13 protein-coding genes are annotated in these 16,049 nt (G+C 56.4%); 1 reads left to right on the forward strand and 12 read right to left on the reverse strand.

The genetic code is table 11. The features are described from left to right. Positions 1-2: 2 nt before the first annotated feature. From HNQ64_RS03745 to HNQ64_RS03755, 3 genes are all read right to left on the reverse strand, one after another. A complete protein-coding gene (locus tag HNQ64_RS03745; RefSeq protein ID WP_184205483.1) occupies positions 3-725 on the reverse strand; it encodes a metallophosphoesterase family protein in 723 nt (240 codons plus the stop codon). Between the two features lie 116 nt (positions 726-841). Beyond that, positions 842-1,474 (reverse strand): dethiobiotin synthase, encoded by a 633-nt coding sequence (gene bioD / locus HNQ64_RS03750; protein ID WP_184205484.1) that lies wholly within the window; start codon positions 1,472-1,474, stop codon positions 842-844. Between the two features lie 52 nt (positions 1,475-1,526). Continuing rightward, on the reverse strand, positions 1,527-4,052 hold the full coding sequence (locus HNQ64_RS03755; protein ID WP_184205486.1) for a right-handed parallel beta-helix repeat-containing protein: 2,526 nt from the start codon (positions 4,050-4,052) through the stop codon (positions 1,527-1,529). A 199-nt stretch (positions 4,053-4,251) separates the two neighbouring features. Here HNQ64_RS03755 and tyrS point away from each other — a divergent pair, with 199 nt between their 5' ends. Then, positions 4,252-5,424 carry a tyrosine--tRNA ligase gene (tyrS, locus tag HNQ64_RS03760; RefSeq protein WP_184205488.1) on the forward strand — a complete coding sequence of 391 codons (1,173 nt, stop codon included), beginning with the start codon at positions 4,252-4,254 and terminating at the stop codon, positions 5,422-5,424. Between the two features lie 104 nt (positions 5,425-5,528). Here tyrS and HNQ64_RS03765 read toward each other — a convergent pair whose 3' ends face one another. From HNQ64_RS03765 to HNQ64_RS03805, 9 genes are all read right to left on the reverse strand, one after another. Further along, a complete protein-coding gene (locus HNQ64_RS03765) occupies positions 5,529-6,800 on the reverse strand; it encodes a class I SAM-dependent methyltransferase (RefSeq protein WP_184205489.1) in 1,272 nt (423 codons plus the stop codon). Positions 6,801-6,982: 182 nt separating this feature from the next. Beyond that, on the reverse strand, positions 6,983-8,215 hold the full coding sequence (locus tag HNQ64_RS03770) for a hypothetical protein (protein WP_184205492.1): 1,233 nt from the start codon (positions 8,213-8,215) through the stop codon (positions 6,983-6,985). Between the two features lie 46 nt (positions 8,216-8,261). After that, complete coding sequence (locus HNQ64_RS03775; RefSeq protein WP_184205494.1) at positions 8,262-9,422, reverse strand: trans-sulfuration enzyme family protein; 1,161 nt, start codon at positions 9,420-9,422, stop codon at positions 8,262-8,264. A gap of 163 nt (positions 9,423-9,585) precedes the next feature. Then, positions 9,586-10,821 (reverse strand): MFS transporter, encoded by a 1,236-nt coding sequence (locus HNQ64_RS03780; protein ID WP_184205496.1) that lies wholly within the window; start codon positions 10,819-10,821, stop codon positions 9,586-9,588. A gap of 66 nt (positions 10,822-10,887) precedes the next feature. Continuing rightward, positions 10,888-11,778: a helix-turn-helix domain-containing protein gene (locus tag HNQ64_RS03785; RefSeq protein WP_184205498.1), complete on the reverse strand. Its 891-nt coding sequence runs from the start codon at positions 11,776-11,778 to the stop codon at positions 10,888-10,890. 62 nt (positions 11,779-11,840) lie between these two features. Continuing rightward, the gene (locus tag HNQ64_RS03790) at positions 11,841-12,056 is read right to left on the reverse strand and encodes a DUF1501 domain-containing protein (protein WP_246430925.1); all 216 of its coding nucleotides are present in this window, start codon (positions 12,054-12,056) and stop codon (positions 11,841-11,843) included. A 226-nt stretch (positions 12,057-12,282) separates the two neighbouring features. Continuing rightward, positions 12,283-13,809, reverse strand: coding sequence for a pectate lyase (locus HNQ64_RS03795; RefSeq protein WP_184205502.1), 1,527 nt, complete (start codon positions 13,807-13,809; stop codon positions 12,283-12,285). A 116-nt stretch (positions 13,810-13,925) separates the two neighbouring features. Then, positions 13,926-15,563, reverse strand: coding sequence for a M56 family metallopeptidase (locus HNQ64_RS03800; protein WP_184205504.1), 1,638 nt, complete (start codon positions 15,561-15,563; stop codon positions 13,926-13,928). A 6-nt stretch (positions 15,564-15,569) separates the two neighbouring features. Continuing rightward, positions 15,570-15,974, reverse strand: a complete 405-nt coding sequence (locus HNQ64_RS03805; RefSeq protein WP_184205507.1) for a BlaI/MecI/CopY family transcriptional regulator — start codon at positions 15,972-15,974, stop codon at positions 15,570-15,572. Positions 15,975-16,049 lie beyond the last annotated feature (75 nt).

The following is a 16,049-nucleotide window of genomic DNA, read 5'->3' on the forward strand; positions in this document are numbered from 1 at the left end:
ATTTATTTGCCCAAAGACAGACGCTCAGCCAGCAGAGAGGGCAACCCGGCGGCACGGATCTTATCCTGCGCGGTCTGGATGTCATACTCCAGGCGGCGGATGGAAATGGTCTGCGCCTGCACATCATAGATGGCATAGGCGGCACGCCAGTCTCCATCTCGGGGCTGGCCCACACTGCCGACATTGACGAAATACTTCACGCCACGCTGGAGAGTGACATCATTGCCACGGGCAGCGCGCACGGAATCATCCTTTTCAAAAATGCGCGGCACATGGGTGTGACCGTAAAAGCAGACCTGGGTAAACTGGTAGCTGAAGCTGGCCATCGCATCAAAACGATTGGTCACGTAGCCCCAGGCTCCCGGAGAATCTAGCGTGGAGTGGACGATGGTGAAATCCCGCACCTGGCGCACCAGTTTCAGCTCACGTAGCCATTGACGTTGATCGTCATTCAACTGCTGACGTGTCCACAACAGAGCCGCTTGGGCCAGGGGATTTAGCTCATCCAGGTGGCTTTCACTGGCCGCGCCTTCGTCATGATTTCCACGCACGACGGGACACCCCATCTGGCGCACCGTTTCCAGACATTCCACAGGATTCGCGGCATAACCGACGATGTCACCGAGGCAGACGTAGTTGGCACAGCCCTGCTCCTGGGCATCCCACAGAACGGTCTGCAGGGCCTCCAGGTTGGCATGAATGTCTCCGAAAATGGCAAATTTCATCGTGGTTGGGCGATGGGATAAAAGGGTGGCATCATCGGGACGGCAACCGGGAAATCAAGCATTTCGGCACAAGCCCCCCAGGTAATTACCCCAAATTTAATCAATCGTGACAGTCTTTATAAGGGTAAATCTGCTGGCCAGTCCATCTGAGACTCACCATGCATGATCTCCGCAAGGACGGGTACACTTAAGAATTGCGCCAGAACCATGCGGTTAGAAATGCTCGCTAGGTCCCTTTCATCGTGGGTATTATTCAGGATGATGCCCGCGCAGGTTAGGCCACGAGCTTGGATATTTTTAACCGTCAAAATCGTGTGGTTGAGGCAGCCTAATTTATTATTCACCACGACGATGATGGGAATGGACATCTCGCCAGCAAGATCCGCCATGCTCAGTTTCTCTGTCAATGGCACTTCCCAGCCCCCAGCCCCCTCCACCAGCACCTGAGAAAACCGGGCGGCTAAGGAGAAAAACCCCTGTTTGGCGGCCTCCACATCCACTTTTTTGTTTTCCAGCAGTCCAGCGGCAAACGGAGAGGCAGGCACCTTGAGATAGACGGGATTCACTTCCTCCAGAGATAGCACTTCTTCGCTAGCCTGCCGCAGGGCGTGGGCATCCATGCGGTCACCACAGGCCAGCGGCTTGTAGCCCACGGCGGCATGCCCTTCACGACGCAGAGCCTCAATGAGCAAGCAGGTGACGTAGGTTTTGCCAGCGTCGGTATCGGTGCCGGTGATAAAGTAGTGCATGGGATGCTATGCAGCGCGGGAGATTCTTCGGCAATGACTGTTTGGCTCTTCGCTACTCCTTGCGCACGCCGATCTTTTCCACCGGGATGGCTTTGAAACCGAGCTTGAAGGCAGGGGATTCAGGCTTCAGGCGCCAGTCATCGTTCTTCCAGTCCACAAACTGGGGATCAGCCACGAGGCTGTGTTTATCCCACCCCGCAGACTGCCAGGCGGTCCATTCATCCAGCGGTTCTGCCTCGGTGATGCGGATGTCATCCAGGAAGATCTGGCCTTGAGGTTCATGGCAGTCCACGCGCAGCCAGAAGGCTTTCATCCAGGGTTTCCAGCCAGTTTCATTTTCACGCAGCATGCGACCCGTGGCCTCCACTTCCTGCCATTCGCTCGTCGCGACGATGCTGGTGCTGCCGGTCTGCCAGTAGCCCTCTCCATTCTTAAACGAAGCCAGGGCGAGGCTCATTTTGGCACTCGGCTCGGTGGATCTGACACGCAGTTTCACCCGATAGGCAGCTCCGGGTTGGATAGGCACATCTGGGCCATGAAAGACGCTTTTGGGATTCTTGGGATCTTTCCCCAAAGCGCAGTCCACACGCAGGGCCCCTTCAGCCACGAGGAGTTGTACCTCTGGGTTAGGCCGATGGTTAAAACCCCAGCCTTTCGGAGTTTTACCCGCTGGAGCTTGATCGAAGTTTTCCACCACCAGCGGCTCGCCCTTGTCTGGGCCTACTTGATTGATGCCTGTGACGATGGGATGCCCGCCATTCCAGGCGAGGTTATAATCAATCGAGTTCCACTGGGGGGAGGCATGACGGACATCGCCATACTTCACGCCGGGCGTATCGCCTAACATGATGTTATGCCGAAACACATTGCCGCTCATCATGGTGCCGTCTTCACGGATGGCATCCTTCGGGTGGAGATCCATGTTGCGCATGTTTTTCCACGCCGGCTGGCCCATGACGGATTCGTAGCCCTTCACCATGGTGGGGTAGTGACTGTCATAAAACCGCATGGTTTTTGTCCAACCATGGAGATCAAACTGGAACTTACCACCGAGGGCGAAGACGTTGTTTTCCACCACGCAGTCGCGGGCGTTGTGCATGTGAATGGGGGTGTGGGCCACCCGGAAAACGATGTTGCCGATGATGTCCAGCCCGCCGCTGTTATCATCGGGATAGAGCCCAAAGGTGAACCAGGGATGTTTCAGACCGCCCGCCTCCTGACCACAACCGACGATGTCATGGATCAAGTTATACCGCCACTTGCTACCCCGGCTGCTGATCCAGTCCCGCCCGCCCGTGTAGATGGCACCGCCGTCCTGGGTCTCCAGCACCAGATGATGCAGATGGTTGTACTCCACGATGAGATTGTTCCCACTCATCTGCACGCCCATTCGTGGGCCGTCATGGATGTGGTTATGCGCCGCCGTGTGGTCCACACCGTTGAGGGCAATGCCGCAAGCGTTCTTATTGAACACGCCGATGTGGTGGATGTGATTGTCTTCCGCCACGTGACCGGGACCTGTCAGCGTTTTGCCATCTCCCCCACTGAGGCTGATGCCATTGCTACCTGTGTAGCTGATTTCATTGCGAGATAAGCGCACATTCTTACCCGTGCTCACGGTGATGCCGCTACCACTGAAGGCCCCCACCTGGGTAAGGGTGCAGCGCTCCACGCGGCAATCTTCCGCGCCATCCATCGTGATGGCGGAGCCGTGGCAACCAGTGAGGGTGAGGCCGCTCAAGGTGATGTTTTTAGCGCCCGTTTTGACCTTGAAAAAACTCTCCAGGAGGGGCAGGCGAACTTCCTGATCTGCTAGGGGCTGAGGAGGCCAAAAGTATAGCGTGCCCGTGTGCTTGTCATAAAACCATTCGCCTGGCGCATCCAGTTCCTCCAGGGCATTTTGGAAGTGGTAGCGGTTATGCGGATGCAGGTCATAGCTGCAATCTTTCTTGAGGGTGAGCAGGCCCGTTTGAGAGTCCACAGACTGGATGGGCTCGATGAAATTCCACCAGCCGTATTGGGCAAAAATATCCAACTCCACATCCTCTGGGTGAGCCCATTTTCGGATGTCGGTAGGTTTGACATAAAGATGACGTTTCCACTGATGTCCTTCAGGTGCCCCAGCCTGTGGAAAGTCCGCCACAAAGGCCCAGCCACCGTAAAGGGGATCCGCCTCCTCAAAGTTCGGGTAACGGGCCAAAATTTGGCGCTGGCCGCCGAAGAGCAGTTGTTTGGGCAAAAAGCCTTTGGGGACCAGCTTCGAAACATCTGCGCGCAAGATCTGGCCCTCATGGGGCTGCCAATCCGTAACCAGCGGGGCACCGATGAGTGTGGCTTTCGTGCCTGTGATGGTGAGGTGGGAATGGGGAGCTTCTAAAACGATGGGCTGGGTGAGTTCCGTGATCCCACCGGGCAGGCGCAGCGTGACAGGCTCCTGGTTGCCAGCCAGGCGCATCTCGCGCACCTGTTGCAAGGCCTGTGGCACAGATAGGACAGGGGAGACCTGGAGCTCCAAAGCCCCAAACAAGGGCGCACAGAAACCAAGGGCCAGTAGAAACAAGGGACGTTTGCAACACATGAGGCCGCAGAAATACATCATCCCACCTGTCATTCCTCTAGAAAACAGCCCTTATTGGAATCTCACGGCCTTGGATGTGGCTCCTTGATTTCTTGCGTCCAACCCTGTGAAGGTGAAAAGCAGCAACTTCTGCTTTGGGCATTTGTCATTTGCCCGGCATTCGACATGCTGTCACCCCGGCATCCTTCCGTTTTCCATCATGCTCTCTGTTCCTGAACAACTCGAAATCCTCAAGCGCGGCACTGTGACGATCCACAGTGAGAAAGAACTCGCGGCGAAACTGGCCAAAGGCAAACCCCTGCGCATCAAGCTGGGTGTGGACCCCACGTCTCCAGACATCCACCTGGGGCATGCCGTCGCCTTGAGAAAACTGCGTCAGTTTCAGGATCTCGGGCATCAGATTGTGCTCATCATCGGCGACTTCACCGCCATGATCGGCGACCCCAGCGGCCGCTCCACCACACGCCCGCCGCTGACTTACGACGAAGTTCTGGCGAATGCCAAGACCTACACCGACCAGGCCTTCCTCGTCCTGGACAAGGACAAGACGGAAGTCGTCTTCAACGGCAACTGGTTCAAAGAGATGCCCTTCATGGAAGTCATCAAACTGAATGCCCGCGTCACCCTGCAACAGATGCTTCAGCGTGAAGATTTCAAAAACCGCGTGGCCAATGGCACCGAGGTGCGCCTGCACGAAATCCAATACCCCATCATGCAAGGCTGGGACAGCGTGGTGGTGCGGTCCGACGTGGAGATCGGCGGCAGCGACCAGTTGTTTAACATTTTGGTAGGCCGCGACCTGCAAAAGGAAGAAGGCATGGAGCCACAGATCTGCATGACCCTGCCCCTGCTGGAAGGTCTGGATGGCGTGAAAAAGATGTCCAAGTCCCTGGGCAACTACGTGGGCCTGACGGATGCGCCGAAGGAGATGTTCGGCAAACTCATGAGCATCCCGGACGAGCTCATGGCAAAGTACTACCTGCTCGTCCTCGGCGAAGAACTGGATGCAACGATGCACCCGATGGAAGCCAAGAAAGCCCTGGCAGGCAAATGCGTGGCCGTTTACCACAGTGCCGCTGCTGCCCAGGAATGCCGCGACGACTGGGACCTGCGCTTCAGCAAGAAAGATCTCGCCAATGTGGAGCTGCCCCTGCTCACTCTGGCGGATCGCCGCGATGTGCTGGGCGTGGTTCAGCATGCCTACCTCTCCGTCTTTGAGCAGACCGTCTCAGGTGGTGATGTCCGCCGCCTCGTCCAAGGCGGCAGCATCCAGCTCAACGGCGAAAAACTCACCGACCCCAAAGCCGAACCCGCCTGGGAAACCGGCGCCGTTCTGAAGCTGGACAAGAAGAGGAGTGTGAGATTGGCGTAAGCGAATTTTCAGAAACCAGCATGAGACTGATGACGAAACATATCTTGCTTCGATTCAACAGTCTCACGTTGGTGGTCGTCGCTTTCGGTTATAAAGCTACCCCCTCAATCCATCAATGAAGTTGGCTTGGCGGGCACATGGACGGCACCGAGCAGGTATTCATGAAGTGGGGTGCCGTCGCTATGCTTTTTCAACAGGAGGTAATCGTGGTCATCCAAATCCAGACGCGAATCTACCTGCCAGAGGTCGGTGGTGTTCCGGTTGATCAGATCCAGAGCCGTGGGCAGGGAAACGAGCACGTGTGCGTCCGGGTGCCGCTCCAACAAATGACTGAGCGCATTCAGGGAGTCGGCTGGGTGAGTATCATGGCGATCTACAATCTCTGGGTGAAAAGCCTCTTCACCCAAAATGAACACATCCCCACCTTTTTGATGAGCGTCTAGCCAGGAGGCCAGTGTTTCCCGATGCGCCTCCTGCAGATTTTGAACCCACCCATAACCTACCCCCATGAGCAGTAGAAGGGCAGCCACGCCAAGCCCCACCCACAGGCCGCGCCAGTGAGGATCGTGAGAGGAAAGATCATCGGTTTGACTAACCCACTGCGGCTGACGGCGCGCCTGAAGATAAGCTTCCGACCCGAGACTGGGAAATAGACCACCCCAGATTTGGTTGAGCCGAATCCACCAGCGCTGATTCTCCAGCGCATGGCCAGTGCGCCGCATCAAGTGGCTACCTGTTATGAACTCCACATCCAGCCCAGCATCCTCGGCAAGATGTCGCCAGCGTGTAGGCGAAAGAACGGTGATGTGCCCCCCGTGGGCGATCTGCCCTTTTTGCAAACGGCGGCGGAAATAACGCTCTCTCCACTGGGCCAACCAGTGTGGCATGGTGGGCGAGCCGCCCAGGAAAATCCCACCCGGACGCAGGAGCCGGCTGATCTCCGCTATTGTGCTGCCAGGGCGGGGCAGGTGCTCAAATACATGCAAGCTAACAACGGCGTCTGCCACCTGGGAAGAGACAGGCAGTGTATCGTCGAAGTTTGCGTGATGCACCTCATCGTAGTTTGCCAGAGTGCGGACCTCCTCGCGCGGGTTCCAATCCAGGCCGATCCAGCGATCCACGGTCCCTGCCGGGGTAAAGTGCTTCAGCCAGCCACGTTCACAGCCCAGATCCACAACGGTTAGCGGTCGCCCTAGTCTCTTGGCCTCGGCTTTCAGCGCCTGCCCCGCCCACCAATAACGAAGAAGGCGAACCGAATAGTCCGCCTTCTGCAAATGACTGAACAAGCGCGTGTGAGCGCTTTGTGGGAGTTCGGGAACGAGAAAGCGCAGGGGCTGTAAAGAAAAGGATAGGAACGGAAAGCGTTGTTTCATCATGTGCTTGGGAGCATGCAAACTGCCTTGCGGCAGAAATCAGAAGCTATGAGATGGAAATGCGCTTTTTTTGTTCAAATCTGGAGATTTTTTCCTGTTTCTAGCCTAGCTAATCCATCGCGGCGGCTGCTTCGCCAAGTGCATACAAACAAAACGGTCCTATTCCCCTCGGCGTAATTTGAAACTTATTCTTTGGTCAATTCCTCACGCAGGTCCGCGATACTATTACGCAGCCGAAGGGCACCCTCCCGCCATGTTTCAATAAGCCGCCGATGCGAAGCATAGTCCTCCAAGGCGTGAAGATCCTGGAGAGCGGCGAGGGCTTCGTGAATCCAGTTCAAACAGCGTTTGGTGATGGCGAGGACGTAACCGCGATCCATCGGGTTTTCCAAGTCACGGCGGGAGTGCAGGGCGGCGGCGAGCTTGCCACTGACCTGCATCACGTTCGACATGAAACGATCCAGCGGATGATCGGGGTCATCTCCCCGATCTTTATTCAGGCCCGTCGCACGCATGTCGCTCATGAGTCGGACAAGATACTGGTGAGACTGGTCTTTGAGAGGATGCGGTTCATCTTTTTCCTCCTGTTTCCAGGATTCGTGCTCCACATCTTCGGCCGCTTGATTCATCAGCTCGGCCCATTCACGGCGGCGCTTTTTATCGTCGCTATCGTTTTCTGAGGGTTGCACTCCTTCCTGAGCATCGGCCATGTCTTCCAGCAGATGGTCCCAGCCCATGACGAAGGCCGTTTTTTCATCGGCATCTTCATCTTCGCCATACTTTTCGTAGGCTTCCATGCTGGCATCAGCGAGCCGATCTGAAGCTTGCAGTTGTTCTTCCCACTGCTCCTCGGTCAGAGCCAGATCACCCTCGTCATCTTCTGGTTCGTTTTCAGTCTCTTCAGGCCGCTGAATGATGGCCGCGAGGAAATCCCGCATGGCCTGCATGTTCGCCAGCTTTTGCGCACCTTCTTCATCCTCATCCATTTCCCAGACATGTTCCGAAATGGTGATCTCTAAATCCGCGCTCTCTACCACGCAGCGGCCTTGCTCGGCAGTGAACCATTCCAGATAGAGGCTGTTTCGCCACTCCGTGGGGACGTCTTCGATGCGGTCTTCCCGGTAGGCGGCTTGCCATTCTTCTTCCGGCACAGTGAAGACCTTCACCCTGCGCGAAGCCGTGATGTCACCGACCACTCCATGCTGGAGGCGATTCAGCTTCCGCAACTCAGGCTGGGGCAGGGCAGTGGGATTGACAAAGGAGACACGCGTGCCAGCCACGTCCCGCCAGGCATCACCATCCAGGTCCAGTTCCACGGGCTCCTCACGTCCGATTAACCACAAACGACCCCGAACGCGGCCGCGTTCGGTGTTATCAATTTCACCATGGGTGATGGCGGTATGAATGCGTAATGCCACGTCAAAGAAAGGGGGGAAGCAGGTGAGGGAGGCGCGGGGCGAGAGATCAGGCTTTCAAGGCCTGCTCGATGTCTGCCCAGAGATCCTCCACATGCTCAATGCCGACGGAAAAACGCACGAGGCCATCGGTGACACCGGCGGCTTCACGGATGTCTTTGGGGATGGAGGCATGGGTCATGGTGGCTGGATGGCACACCAGAGATTCGATGCCGCCGAGGCTTTCGGCCTGTGTGAAAAGACGCAGCCTGCGGATGAAAGCGAGGGCCTGCTCCTGCGTGTGGCCAAAGTCAGCCAACAGCATGCCCGAGCCCGCGCTCATCTGCTTTTTCGCTAGCTCATACTGAGGGTTCGAAGGTAGGAAGGGATAACGCACACTTTTCACGTCGGCCCGGGCCTCCAGGCGGGTGGCCAACTCCAGGGCATTGGCACTGTGGCGCTCCATGCGAAGGGCCTCCGTCTTCACGCCACGTGAGGTCAGCCAGGAATCAAAAGGGCTGGGCTGCAAACCGAGGGCTTTTTGGGCAAAGATCATTTTCTCCTGCCACTCGGCGGAATTCGAACAGACCGCGCCACCCAGGGCATCGGAGTGACCATTGGTGTACTTCGTGGTGCTGAGCAGGGAGAGATCGGCCCCTAGATCCAGAGGACGCTGCAGGAGGCTAGAAGCAAAGGTATTGTCCATCACCACCGTGGCGCCAACGCTGTGGGCCACATCGGCGATGGCGCTGATGTCCAAAATTTTGAGCAGGGGGTTCGTGGGGGACTCCAGCCATACCAGGGCTGGTTTGATCTCAGCGATGCGGGCGTAGTTCGCGGGATTGGCCAGGTCCACGTACTCGATCTCCACATTGAACTTGCGCAGCACGCGCTCAAACAGGCGGTAGGTGCAGCCATAGATGTTTTGTTCGGAGACGATGGTGTCCCCGGCTTTCAGGCCAAAGGCAATGGCGGTGATGGCGGAGACGCCGCTGGCGAAGACCGTGCAGTGCTGGGCATTTTCTAGGCTGGCCAGGGTGTTTTGCAAATTGCGATAATTGGGGCTGCCGCTGCGCGTGTAGTCAAAGCCGCCAGGATTCCCCGTCTCGTAGGTCGAGGTCATGTAAATCGGTGGGATGACCGCACCCGTTTCGCTGCGGTAATCCTGGCCGATGTGGATGGCTCGGGTCTCAAAACGTGCATCACTAGGCACCGTGGGGTCTTCTTTCATGGTCGGACGTTTACCCAATCATGCTGCGGCCAAGTTGCAAGCTTGGTAGCTCTGCGAGCCTCTTGTTTATGAGATTTTGATTTTATCGAAACCACTTCAAGTTCACATCCACACAAGGCCCAGGGCAATGGGGTCAAAGTCTCCCTGCTACCGTTGCTGGTCTTCACTTCTCAATGGCAGTTTCGACATCCGGCAGAAACGCCGTCAGCAGTCCCAGCAGAGGGAGATAGGCACAGGCATGGAAGACAAAGTTGATGCCCTGGCTATCGGCCATGGCTCCGAGCACAGCAGAGCCGATACCGGCAATGCCAAAGGCTAAACCGAAGAACAACCCGGCGATCATGCCCACCTTGCCCGGCATGAGTTCCTGCGCATAAACCAGAATGGCGGAGAAGGCTGAGGCCAGCACCAGACCGATGATGACGGTCAACACGGCCGTGGTCATCAGGTCAGCATGCGGCAACCAGAGCGCAAAGGGAGCCACTCCCAATATGGAAACCCAGATCACCCGCTTCCTACCGATGCGATCCCCGACGGGCCCACCGATGATGGTCCCTGCGGCGACAGCAAAGAGGAAGATAAACAAGTAATACTGCGACTGCTGCACCGTAACGTGAAAACGATCCATCAAATAGAAGGTGTAGTAATTGGTTAGGCTGGCCAGATACACATACTTGGAGAAGATCAACACCACCAGCACCGCCACGGCAAAGGCCACGCGCTTGCCTGTCGGCGCATCACTCATCGTGCTTGCAGCCGTGCCCCGCCTTTTGTGAATGCGATGCAGGTTTCGTGCCTGCCATTGCCCCACCTGAAAAAGGATCAAGACGCCGACCATGGCGATGATCGAGAACCACGACAGGGCTGCCTGACCATGAGGGACGATGAACCATGCGGCCAGCAAGGGACCGATGGAAGTACCTGCATTTCCACCCACCTGAAAGAGGGACTGCGCCAGCCCCCGCCGCCGTCCTGCGGCCATGTGAGCGATGCGTGAAGCCTCTGGATGAAAGATGGCCGAACCCGCCCCCACCATGCCGGAAGCAATGAGAATCGTCGGGAATGTATGTGCCTGCGAAAGCGCCAGCAGGCCTACTAAGGTCAAGCCCATGCCCACAGGCAGGGAGTAGGGCATGGCCTTTTTATCTGTGATGTAGCCGACCAGTGGCTGCAAAAGCGAGGCGGTGACCTGGAAGGTCAGCGTGATGAGTCCGAGCTGCGTGAAGGTGAGTCCGTAAGACTCCTTGAGCACCGGGTAAATTGCCGGCAGCAAAGCCTGGATCGTGTCATTCAGCAGGTGCGAAAAGCTGATGGCAAAAAGCAGGGCAAACACCGTTTCCGTGGCATTCTGCGGAGCCCTCGTCGGCGCGGGTACCCCATCAATCACAGTCTCATTCATAAGGACGAGGACTCTTGCCAAGAAGTCGCTCATCCTCAAATGACAGCCCTGGTGCTCTGCCCAGTCTCAATGGTATTTTTCTCGGATTGCCTCCCGGAAATCAGCGGGAGTTGCACCTGCATATCGGCGAAAGAATCGGCTGAAGTAGGAGGGATCCTGAAAACCGATCTGATAACCAATTTCAGAAACACTGAGATCGGAATGCAGCAACAGCCGCTTTGCATCTAGCAGACGCCGATGACGGATCAACTCCCCTGCCGCATGGCCTGTCTCCTCACGGATGACATCATTGAGATGATTCACCGTGATGCCCAGTTGTTTCGCATAAGGTGCCAGAGCCTGCCATTCTCGAAAGTGGTGTTCCAGGGCCAACTGAAACTGACGTGCCAAAAGAGCAGCACGGGTGGCTTCCTTCACGGGCTGTCCCACGGTTTCTATACGGCTAGCCTCAATTAACAGGATGCGCAGAAGCGACCGTAGCACTTCCATCACTCCACGCTGCCCGCCATCATACTCGCGCTGCAAATCTCCAAACAAACCCATGAGGCGCGCGGCCTTTCTTTTCTCCACGGAGAACCAGGGCGGGGCCCCAGAAGCAAAAAAGAAAGGTAACTCCACCAGCATGCTGGGCGGCGGCAACTGATGATCAAAGAACGCCTGAGTGAACGAAGCCACTGTTCCGCGCATGGAATTTGACCGTGGATAAATGGTATGCACTTGCCCTGGACTCAGGAAGAACAACGTGATGCCCGTGACATCATATTCACGGAAATCATGCATCAGCCGCGCTGGTCCCTGGATGAGGAAGAGCTGAAAGAAATCATGAAAATGGGGAATCAGCCGCTGCGGTTCTTGACTCATGGAAATCTCCAGCGGCATCACCACCACGCCTTGTTCACGCAGGCCATCCTGTCCGTAATCACTCATCTGGAGCGAGGGGATGGTGCGGCGATTCATGGTGGCAGCTATCAAAGCATGAAACCGCAGAGAAGGCCAGCCTTTGAAAGGGCTGTCATCCGTTAGGCCAAAATAGCCTTTGCCACTTCGCCGTTGAAATCCGTCAGCCGGAAATTCCGCCCCGCATAACGATAGGTTAGGCGCTCATGATTGATGCCCAGCAGGTGTAGAACTGTGGCATGCAGATCATCCGTACTCATCACCCCTGTCGCTGCGGTATCTCCCATTTCATTCGTGCTGCCGTGCACATATTCTCCCTTCACACGACCACCTGCCATCCACATTGCCCGTGTTGCATCCTGAATCGGGCGTAGATTTTTTTCTCCAAACGAGCCAGGATAAAATGGTCCAAATCATCTCGTGGCCATGCTTTGCCTTTGACCTCAGACACCTTCGGCTGCTGCATCGGCTTGTAGGGACATGGCATGGGATTCTCATCGTCCGTAGCGAAGCTATGGATCTGCGTCAGCAGCAAACTCAAGACGACTCAGGTAAGGCAAGCTTTCAGGGTTTGCCTCCTTGAGTCTTTAACCAAGCGCTCAACGCGCGGACGTTTTGGACAAAGGTATCGCTGTAAATCACACCGCCCTTGGGCTGTGTTTTTTTACCGCTGGCATCCCGCATGATGCCCCTCTCATCTTGAGTCTCCGTCCAGGATCCATCGGGCTTTTGTTCACGCAGGATTTGCGCGATGTCTTGATCTGTCGGCGGTGAAGACCAGCGCTCCTTTTCAGTGCGGGGAAAGGTCACGGGCTCATTGCGAGCGATCTTGCGTCCGGTAGCCTCAATGGCATCCAGTTCACTGTCCCATACCCAGCCGTAATTTGAAGAGGCTTTTTTATCACTATAGGTAAGCTCGAAGCCTTTGCCGCCTTCACCTCGTTCGAAGTACAGCGGTTTATTCGTTTGTAGCTCATAGAAGCGCGCAAGCTTATTACCGGGCAGCAACGACTTGCGGAGATAGCCCAAGGCCCTCGCGACAGGGACTAGGTATTTTTTATCACCGCTGGCTTCACTGAGTTTTAGCAAAGCCCACATGGCTGCCTGAGATTCGCGTCCACTGACGGAGCTGGGTTCAAACGCACGACTCCATACGGGTTGCATCTCCGCATTGTACTGCTGAGCCCAGGCGGGCTGCGGTTCAGGCATTTGAGCGGTGACCAGGAAATCCCCACCCCGCTTTGCAGCGGTAAGGTAACGTTCATCTGAGCGCAGCTTCCACGCCAGCAACAGCGTGCTCATCAGGGTAGCATGAGTGTTGTCATTCAGCACATAACAGCCCGTGAAATCCTTCGGCCATTTGCGCGGCCACGTCGTTGGGTAGTTACCCGACTTAACGGGATATTTGTCCACAGGCGGGGGCGAGGACGGCCAGGTATCAAAACTAGCCGACCAGCCACCTGCTGGATACTGCGCGTTCATAATCGCATTGAGCGCATAGTCCGCAGCCTCATGGATTTCCTCATCCTTTCCGGCCAGCGCGTGGTCCACCCGGATGAGCAGGCGCGTGGCGGCCTGCGTCACGTCATCATCCACCGTGGAGTAGTTGGCGTCCTTGTGTTCACGCTGCCGCCAGATATGCCAGCCCGCCTCACCCTGAGGGATTTTTTTCCGCTCCACCAACTTTCCCTCCACATCCCGACGATACAGATGTTTCGCTCGGCTGGCGGCATCAAAATGACCGGAATAATCCCACCCGCCCGAGCTCAACTGGGTGCGGCTGACGGCATGCGCGGCTGCCAGCGCCGCCTTTAGACAGGTTTCATCTTTCGTGGCTTCATACGCATCTAAAAAAGCCATGCCTACCGCCGGAGTCGCTGGCGGTTGGATCCAAATCGTGTCTGGCCCAGGGATGCCTTCCGCCTCACGTAGCGTAAAGTCTGCACTGTAACGGTAAACATAGCCGCCATGCGTGGCCGCCTTTGTGTGATAAAAAGCGACAGCTCGGGACAATGCACGGCTCACATCCACCGGAGTCGCTGCCTGAACCAGGGTGCAGCAGACGAAGAATAAACAGGTGATTCTAAACATAAGAACTGAAGGATAAATGCAGCATCGTTGAACCACTCAGCCGAGGGGCCTCTGCTGCCTAAATTGAAGAATGATCTCCGGCGCAATCGCCTGTCCCAAGGAATCCAACCGCCGAATCAATCAGCCTGGATTTTGACATTCTTATTCCCATTGTCGCGCACGGCATCCATCGCCTCGGCGAGGGCTTTATAAGGCACGCCAGAATCACCCCTCACGATAACCTGAGCGCCCGGATGCTCTGGCAAAAAACTTTGCAAATGACCGCGCAACCGATTCATCGCGACTTCTTCCTGGCCGATGATCACACGCTCACCATTTTGGGTGACACGGAGGTTCAGGGTTTCGCCAGAGGCGTTTTCAGAATTTCTCACATCGGCATTCTTGCGCCTACCTTCGCGCTCCTCAGAGCCAGATTTTGGATGATCCCGCTCACTTGATTTTGGGCGTTCACCATCACGTTCACCACTGTGCGGTTTATCGCCATCGCGTGGTCCAGATTTAGGCCGCTCACCATCTCGCTCAGTGGTTTTGGGTCGATCCCCATCACGTGGCCCTGTCTTGGTGTCCTCACGGTCGCGCATGTCAGATCTCTTCAGCCCATCGCCCTCGCCCGTCATTTTGCCATCGCCTTCGCGGCTGGCTCGGGGAGACTTCTCGGCTTCATGGGAGAGCGCACCACGTTCTCCCTCACGGCTGCGTTCCTTCACAGGCAGGGCCTTCTCCTCAGCCGCATGCGCCGTAGTGAAAGCATAACAAGTGATCACACCAAATGCGAGGGTGAAGACGGCGTGGAGCCACGGATGGTTGCGGTGAGGTTGGGCGATCATGGAGATGCGTTGCAGCAGGCTGGGGTGGTTACGCACGCACGAGGCCACGCCTGCCATGACCGGGGGTGCAAAAAAGGTTTCTTGAATGCGAAGGAGCGTGTGCCCGTAAGCCCATCGTTCGTTAGGCGAAAGCAGGCGCAGCACAGCGGCATCACAGCGAAGTTCCCGGTCCGCCTGAAAGCGTGAGCCGATGCACCACACAAGAGGATTGAACCAATGCAGCGCTTGCACCAGCAGCATGGCCCAGTTCCACCAGAGATCCCGGTGCCGCACATGCAGGAGTTCATGCAAAAGCACATGCCGCAGGCTGGCTGCATCAAAACACATGTCCCAGTCTGCTGGCAGTAAAACCTGAGGCCGCCGCAGGCCTGTGACAGCGGGTGTGCTGCCAGGAGGCAAAAGCCGCACCTGCACCTCAGCCTTCACACCAGCCAGCCGCTTTACCTCACGCACGACGGAGAGCAACGCTGCATCTTCTCCATGCGGTGCTTGTGCCAGTTGACGGTCAAAATGACGTTGCCGCCAAAAGGCCCAGCCTAAGATCGAGAAAGCCCCCACCGCCCAAATCACAAATAGCGCATGTGCCCTAGAAAAAGTAGCTTGGTTACTTGGTGTGACGACCTCTTGAGCGCTCACATTCAGGGCGCTATTTAGATCGTTCATTGGGTCTTCCGTGATTTCGTGCCGGAGGGGCAGTGAAGCTACCAGGCCGCTCTGCGCCCACCCTCCCAAACCAAACCCTGCAGGGATGCAAGCCGGTAACAACAACTTGGCTCCTACCAGCACCCACAAACCGATCCGCCAAGCAGGCTCCAGCCGTGCTCCTAACAATGTCCGCAGACCCAAGACAACCAAGATGAGTACACTGGCCTCCAGCGATGTACGCATGAGCCAGTGAAGAGCGGAATCCAAAGTGGCAGCATTCATGGGAGGCTACTTTTTGAGTTTTTTCTCCGCCTCACGCAGCACTCGGCGCAGGGCATCTAGATCATCTTTAGAGACTTCTTCACGGTCCATCAGCGCGCTCACAAAAGGCGTGAGCCGACCATCGAACACACGCTGGAGGAAACTGCGACTTTCCTCATGCTGGCATTCGTCTTGGGCCACAGCCGGTGCGTAGCGAAATTCACGCCCGACGGTTTCCACCGCGAGAGCCCCCTTGTCCGCCAAGCGGCGCACCAGAGTCTGCACGGTGCGTGGTTTCCAATGAAGGCGGCCTTCCAACTCTTTTACCACCTCCGCCACGGTGCTCGCCCCACGCTCCCATAAGACCTTCATGACGGTCCATTCGGCATCGGAGATTTTGGGTGAAAGCGGGGGCTGGGGACGCGCAGGCATTTTCTTGAATTACAAATGTAATCTCAAGATTACATCTGTAAGCCAAAAGAAGGCAAGAACTATTTCTAACTACAA

Origin of the sequence: Prosthecobacter dejongeii (assembly GCF_014203045.1) — a bacterium.
Taxonomy (GTDB): Bacteria; Verrucomicrobiota; Verrucomicrobiia; order Verrucomicrobiales; family Verrucomicrobiaceae; genus Prosthecobacter; species Prosthecobacter dejongeii.

What these genes read in the sequence shown, in the direction of transcription:
- HNQ64_RS03745 (WP_184205483.1), bottom strand. Translation starts at nt 725, where the DNA reads ATGAAATTTGCCATTTTCGGAGACATTCATGCCAACCTGGAGGCCCTG.
- bioD (WP_184205484.1), bottom strand. Translation starts at nt 1,474, where the DNA reads ATGCACTACTTTATCACCGGCACCGATACCGACGCTGGCAAAACCTAC.
- HNQ64_RS03755 (WP_184205486.1), bottom strand. Translation starts at nt 4,052, where the DNA reads ATGTGTTGCAAACGTCCCTTGTTTCTACTGGCCCTTGGTTTCTGTGCG.
- tyrS (WP_184205488.1), top strand. Translation starts at nt 4,252, where the DNA reads ATGCTCTCTGTTCCTGAACAACTCGAAATCCTCAAGCGCGGCACTGTG.
- HNQ64_RS03765 (WP_184205489.1), bottom strand. Translation starts at nt 6,800, where the DNA reads ATGATGAAACAACGCTTTCCGTTCCTATCCTTTTCTTTACAGCCCCTG.
- HNQ64_RS03775 (WP_184205494.1), bottom strand. Translation starts at nt 9,422, where the DNA reads ATGAAAGAAGACCCCACGGTGCCTAGTGATGCACGTTTTGAGACCCGA.
- HNQ64_RS03780 (WP_184205496.1), bottom strand. Translation starts at nt 10,821, where the DNA reads ATGAATGAGACTGTGATTGATGGGGTACCCGCGCCGACGAGGGCTCCG.
- HNQ64_RS03785 (WP_184205498.1), bottom strand. Translation starts at nt 11,778, where the DNA reads ATGAATCGCCGCACCATCCCCTCGCTCCAGATGAGTGATTACGGACAG.
- HNQ64_RS03790 (WP_246430925.1), bottom strand. Translation starts at nt 12,056, where the DNA reads ATGGCAGGTGGTCGTGTGAAGGGAGAATATGTGCACGGCAGCACGAAT.
- HNQ64_RS03795 (WP_184205502.1), bottom strand. Translation starts at nt 13,809, where the DNA reads ATGTTTAGAATCACCTGTTTATTCTTCGTCTGCTGCACCCTGGTTCAG.
- HNQ64_RS03800 (WP_184205504.1), bottom strand. Translation starts at nt 15,563, where the DNA reads ATGAATGCTGCCACTTTGGATTCCGCTCTTCACTGGCTCATGCGTACA.
- HNQ64_RS03805 (WP_184205507.1), bottom strand. Translation starts at nt 15,974, where the DNA reads ATGCCTGCGCGTCCCCAGCCCCCGCTTTCACCCAAAATCTCCGATGCC.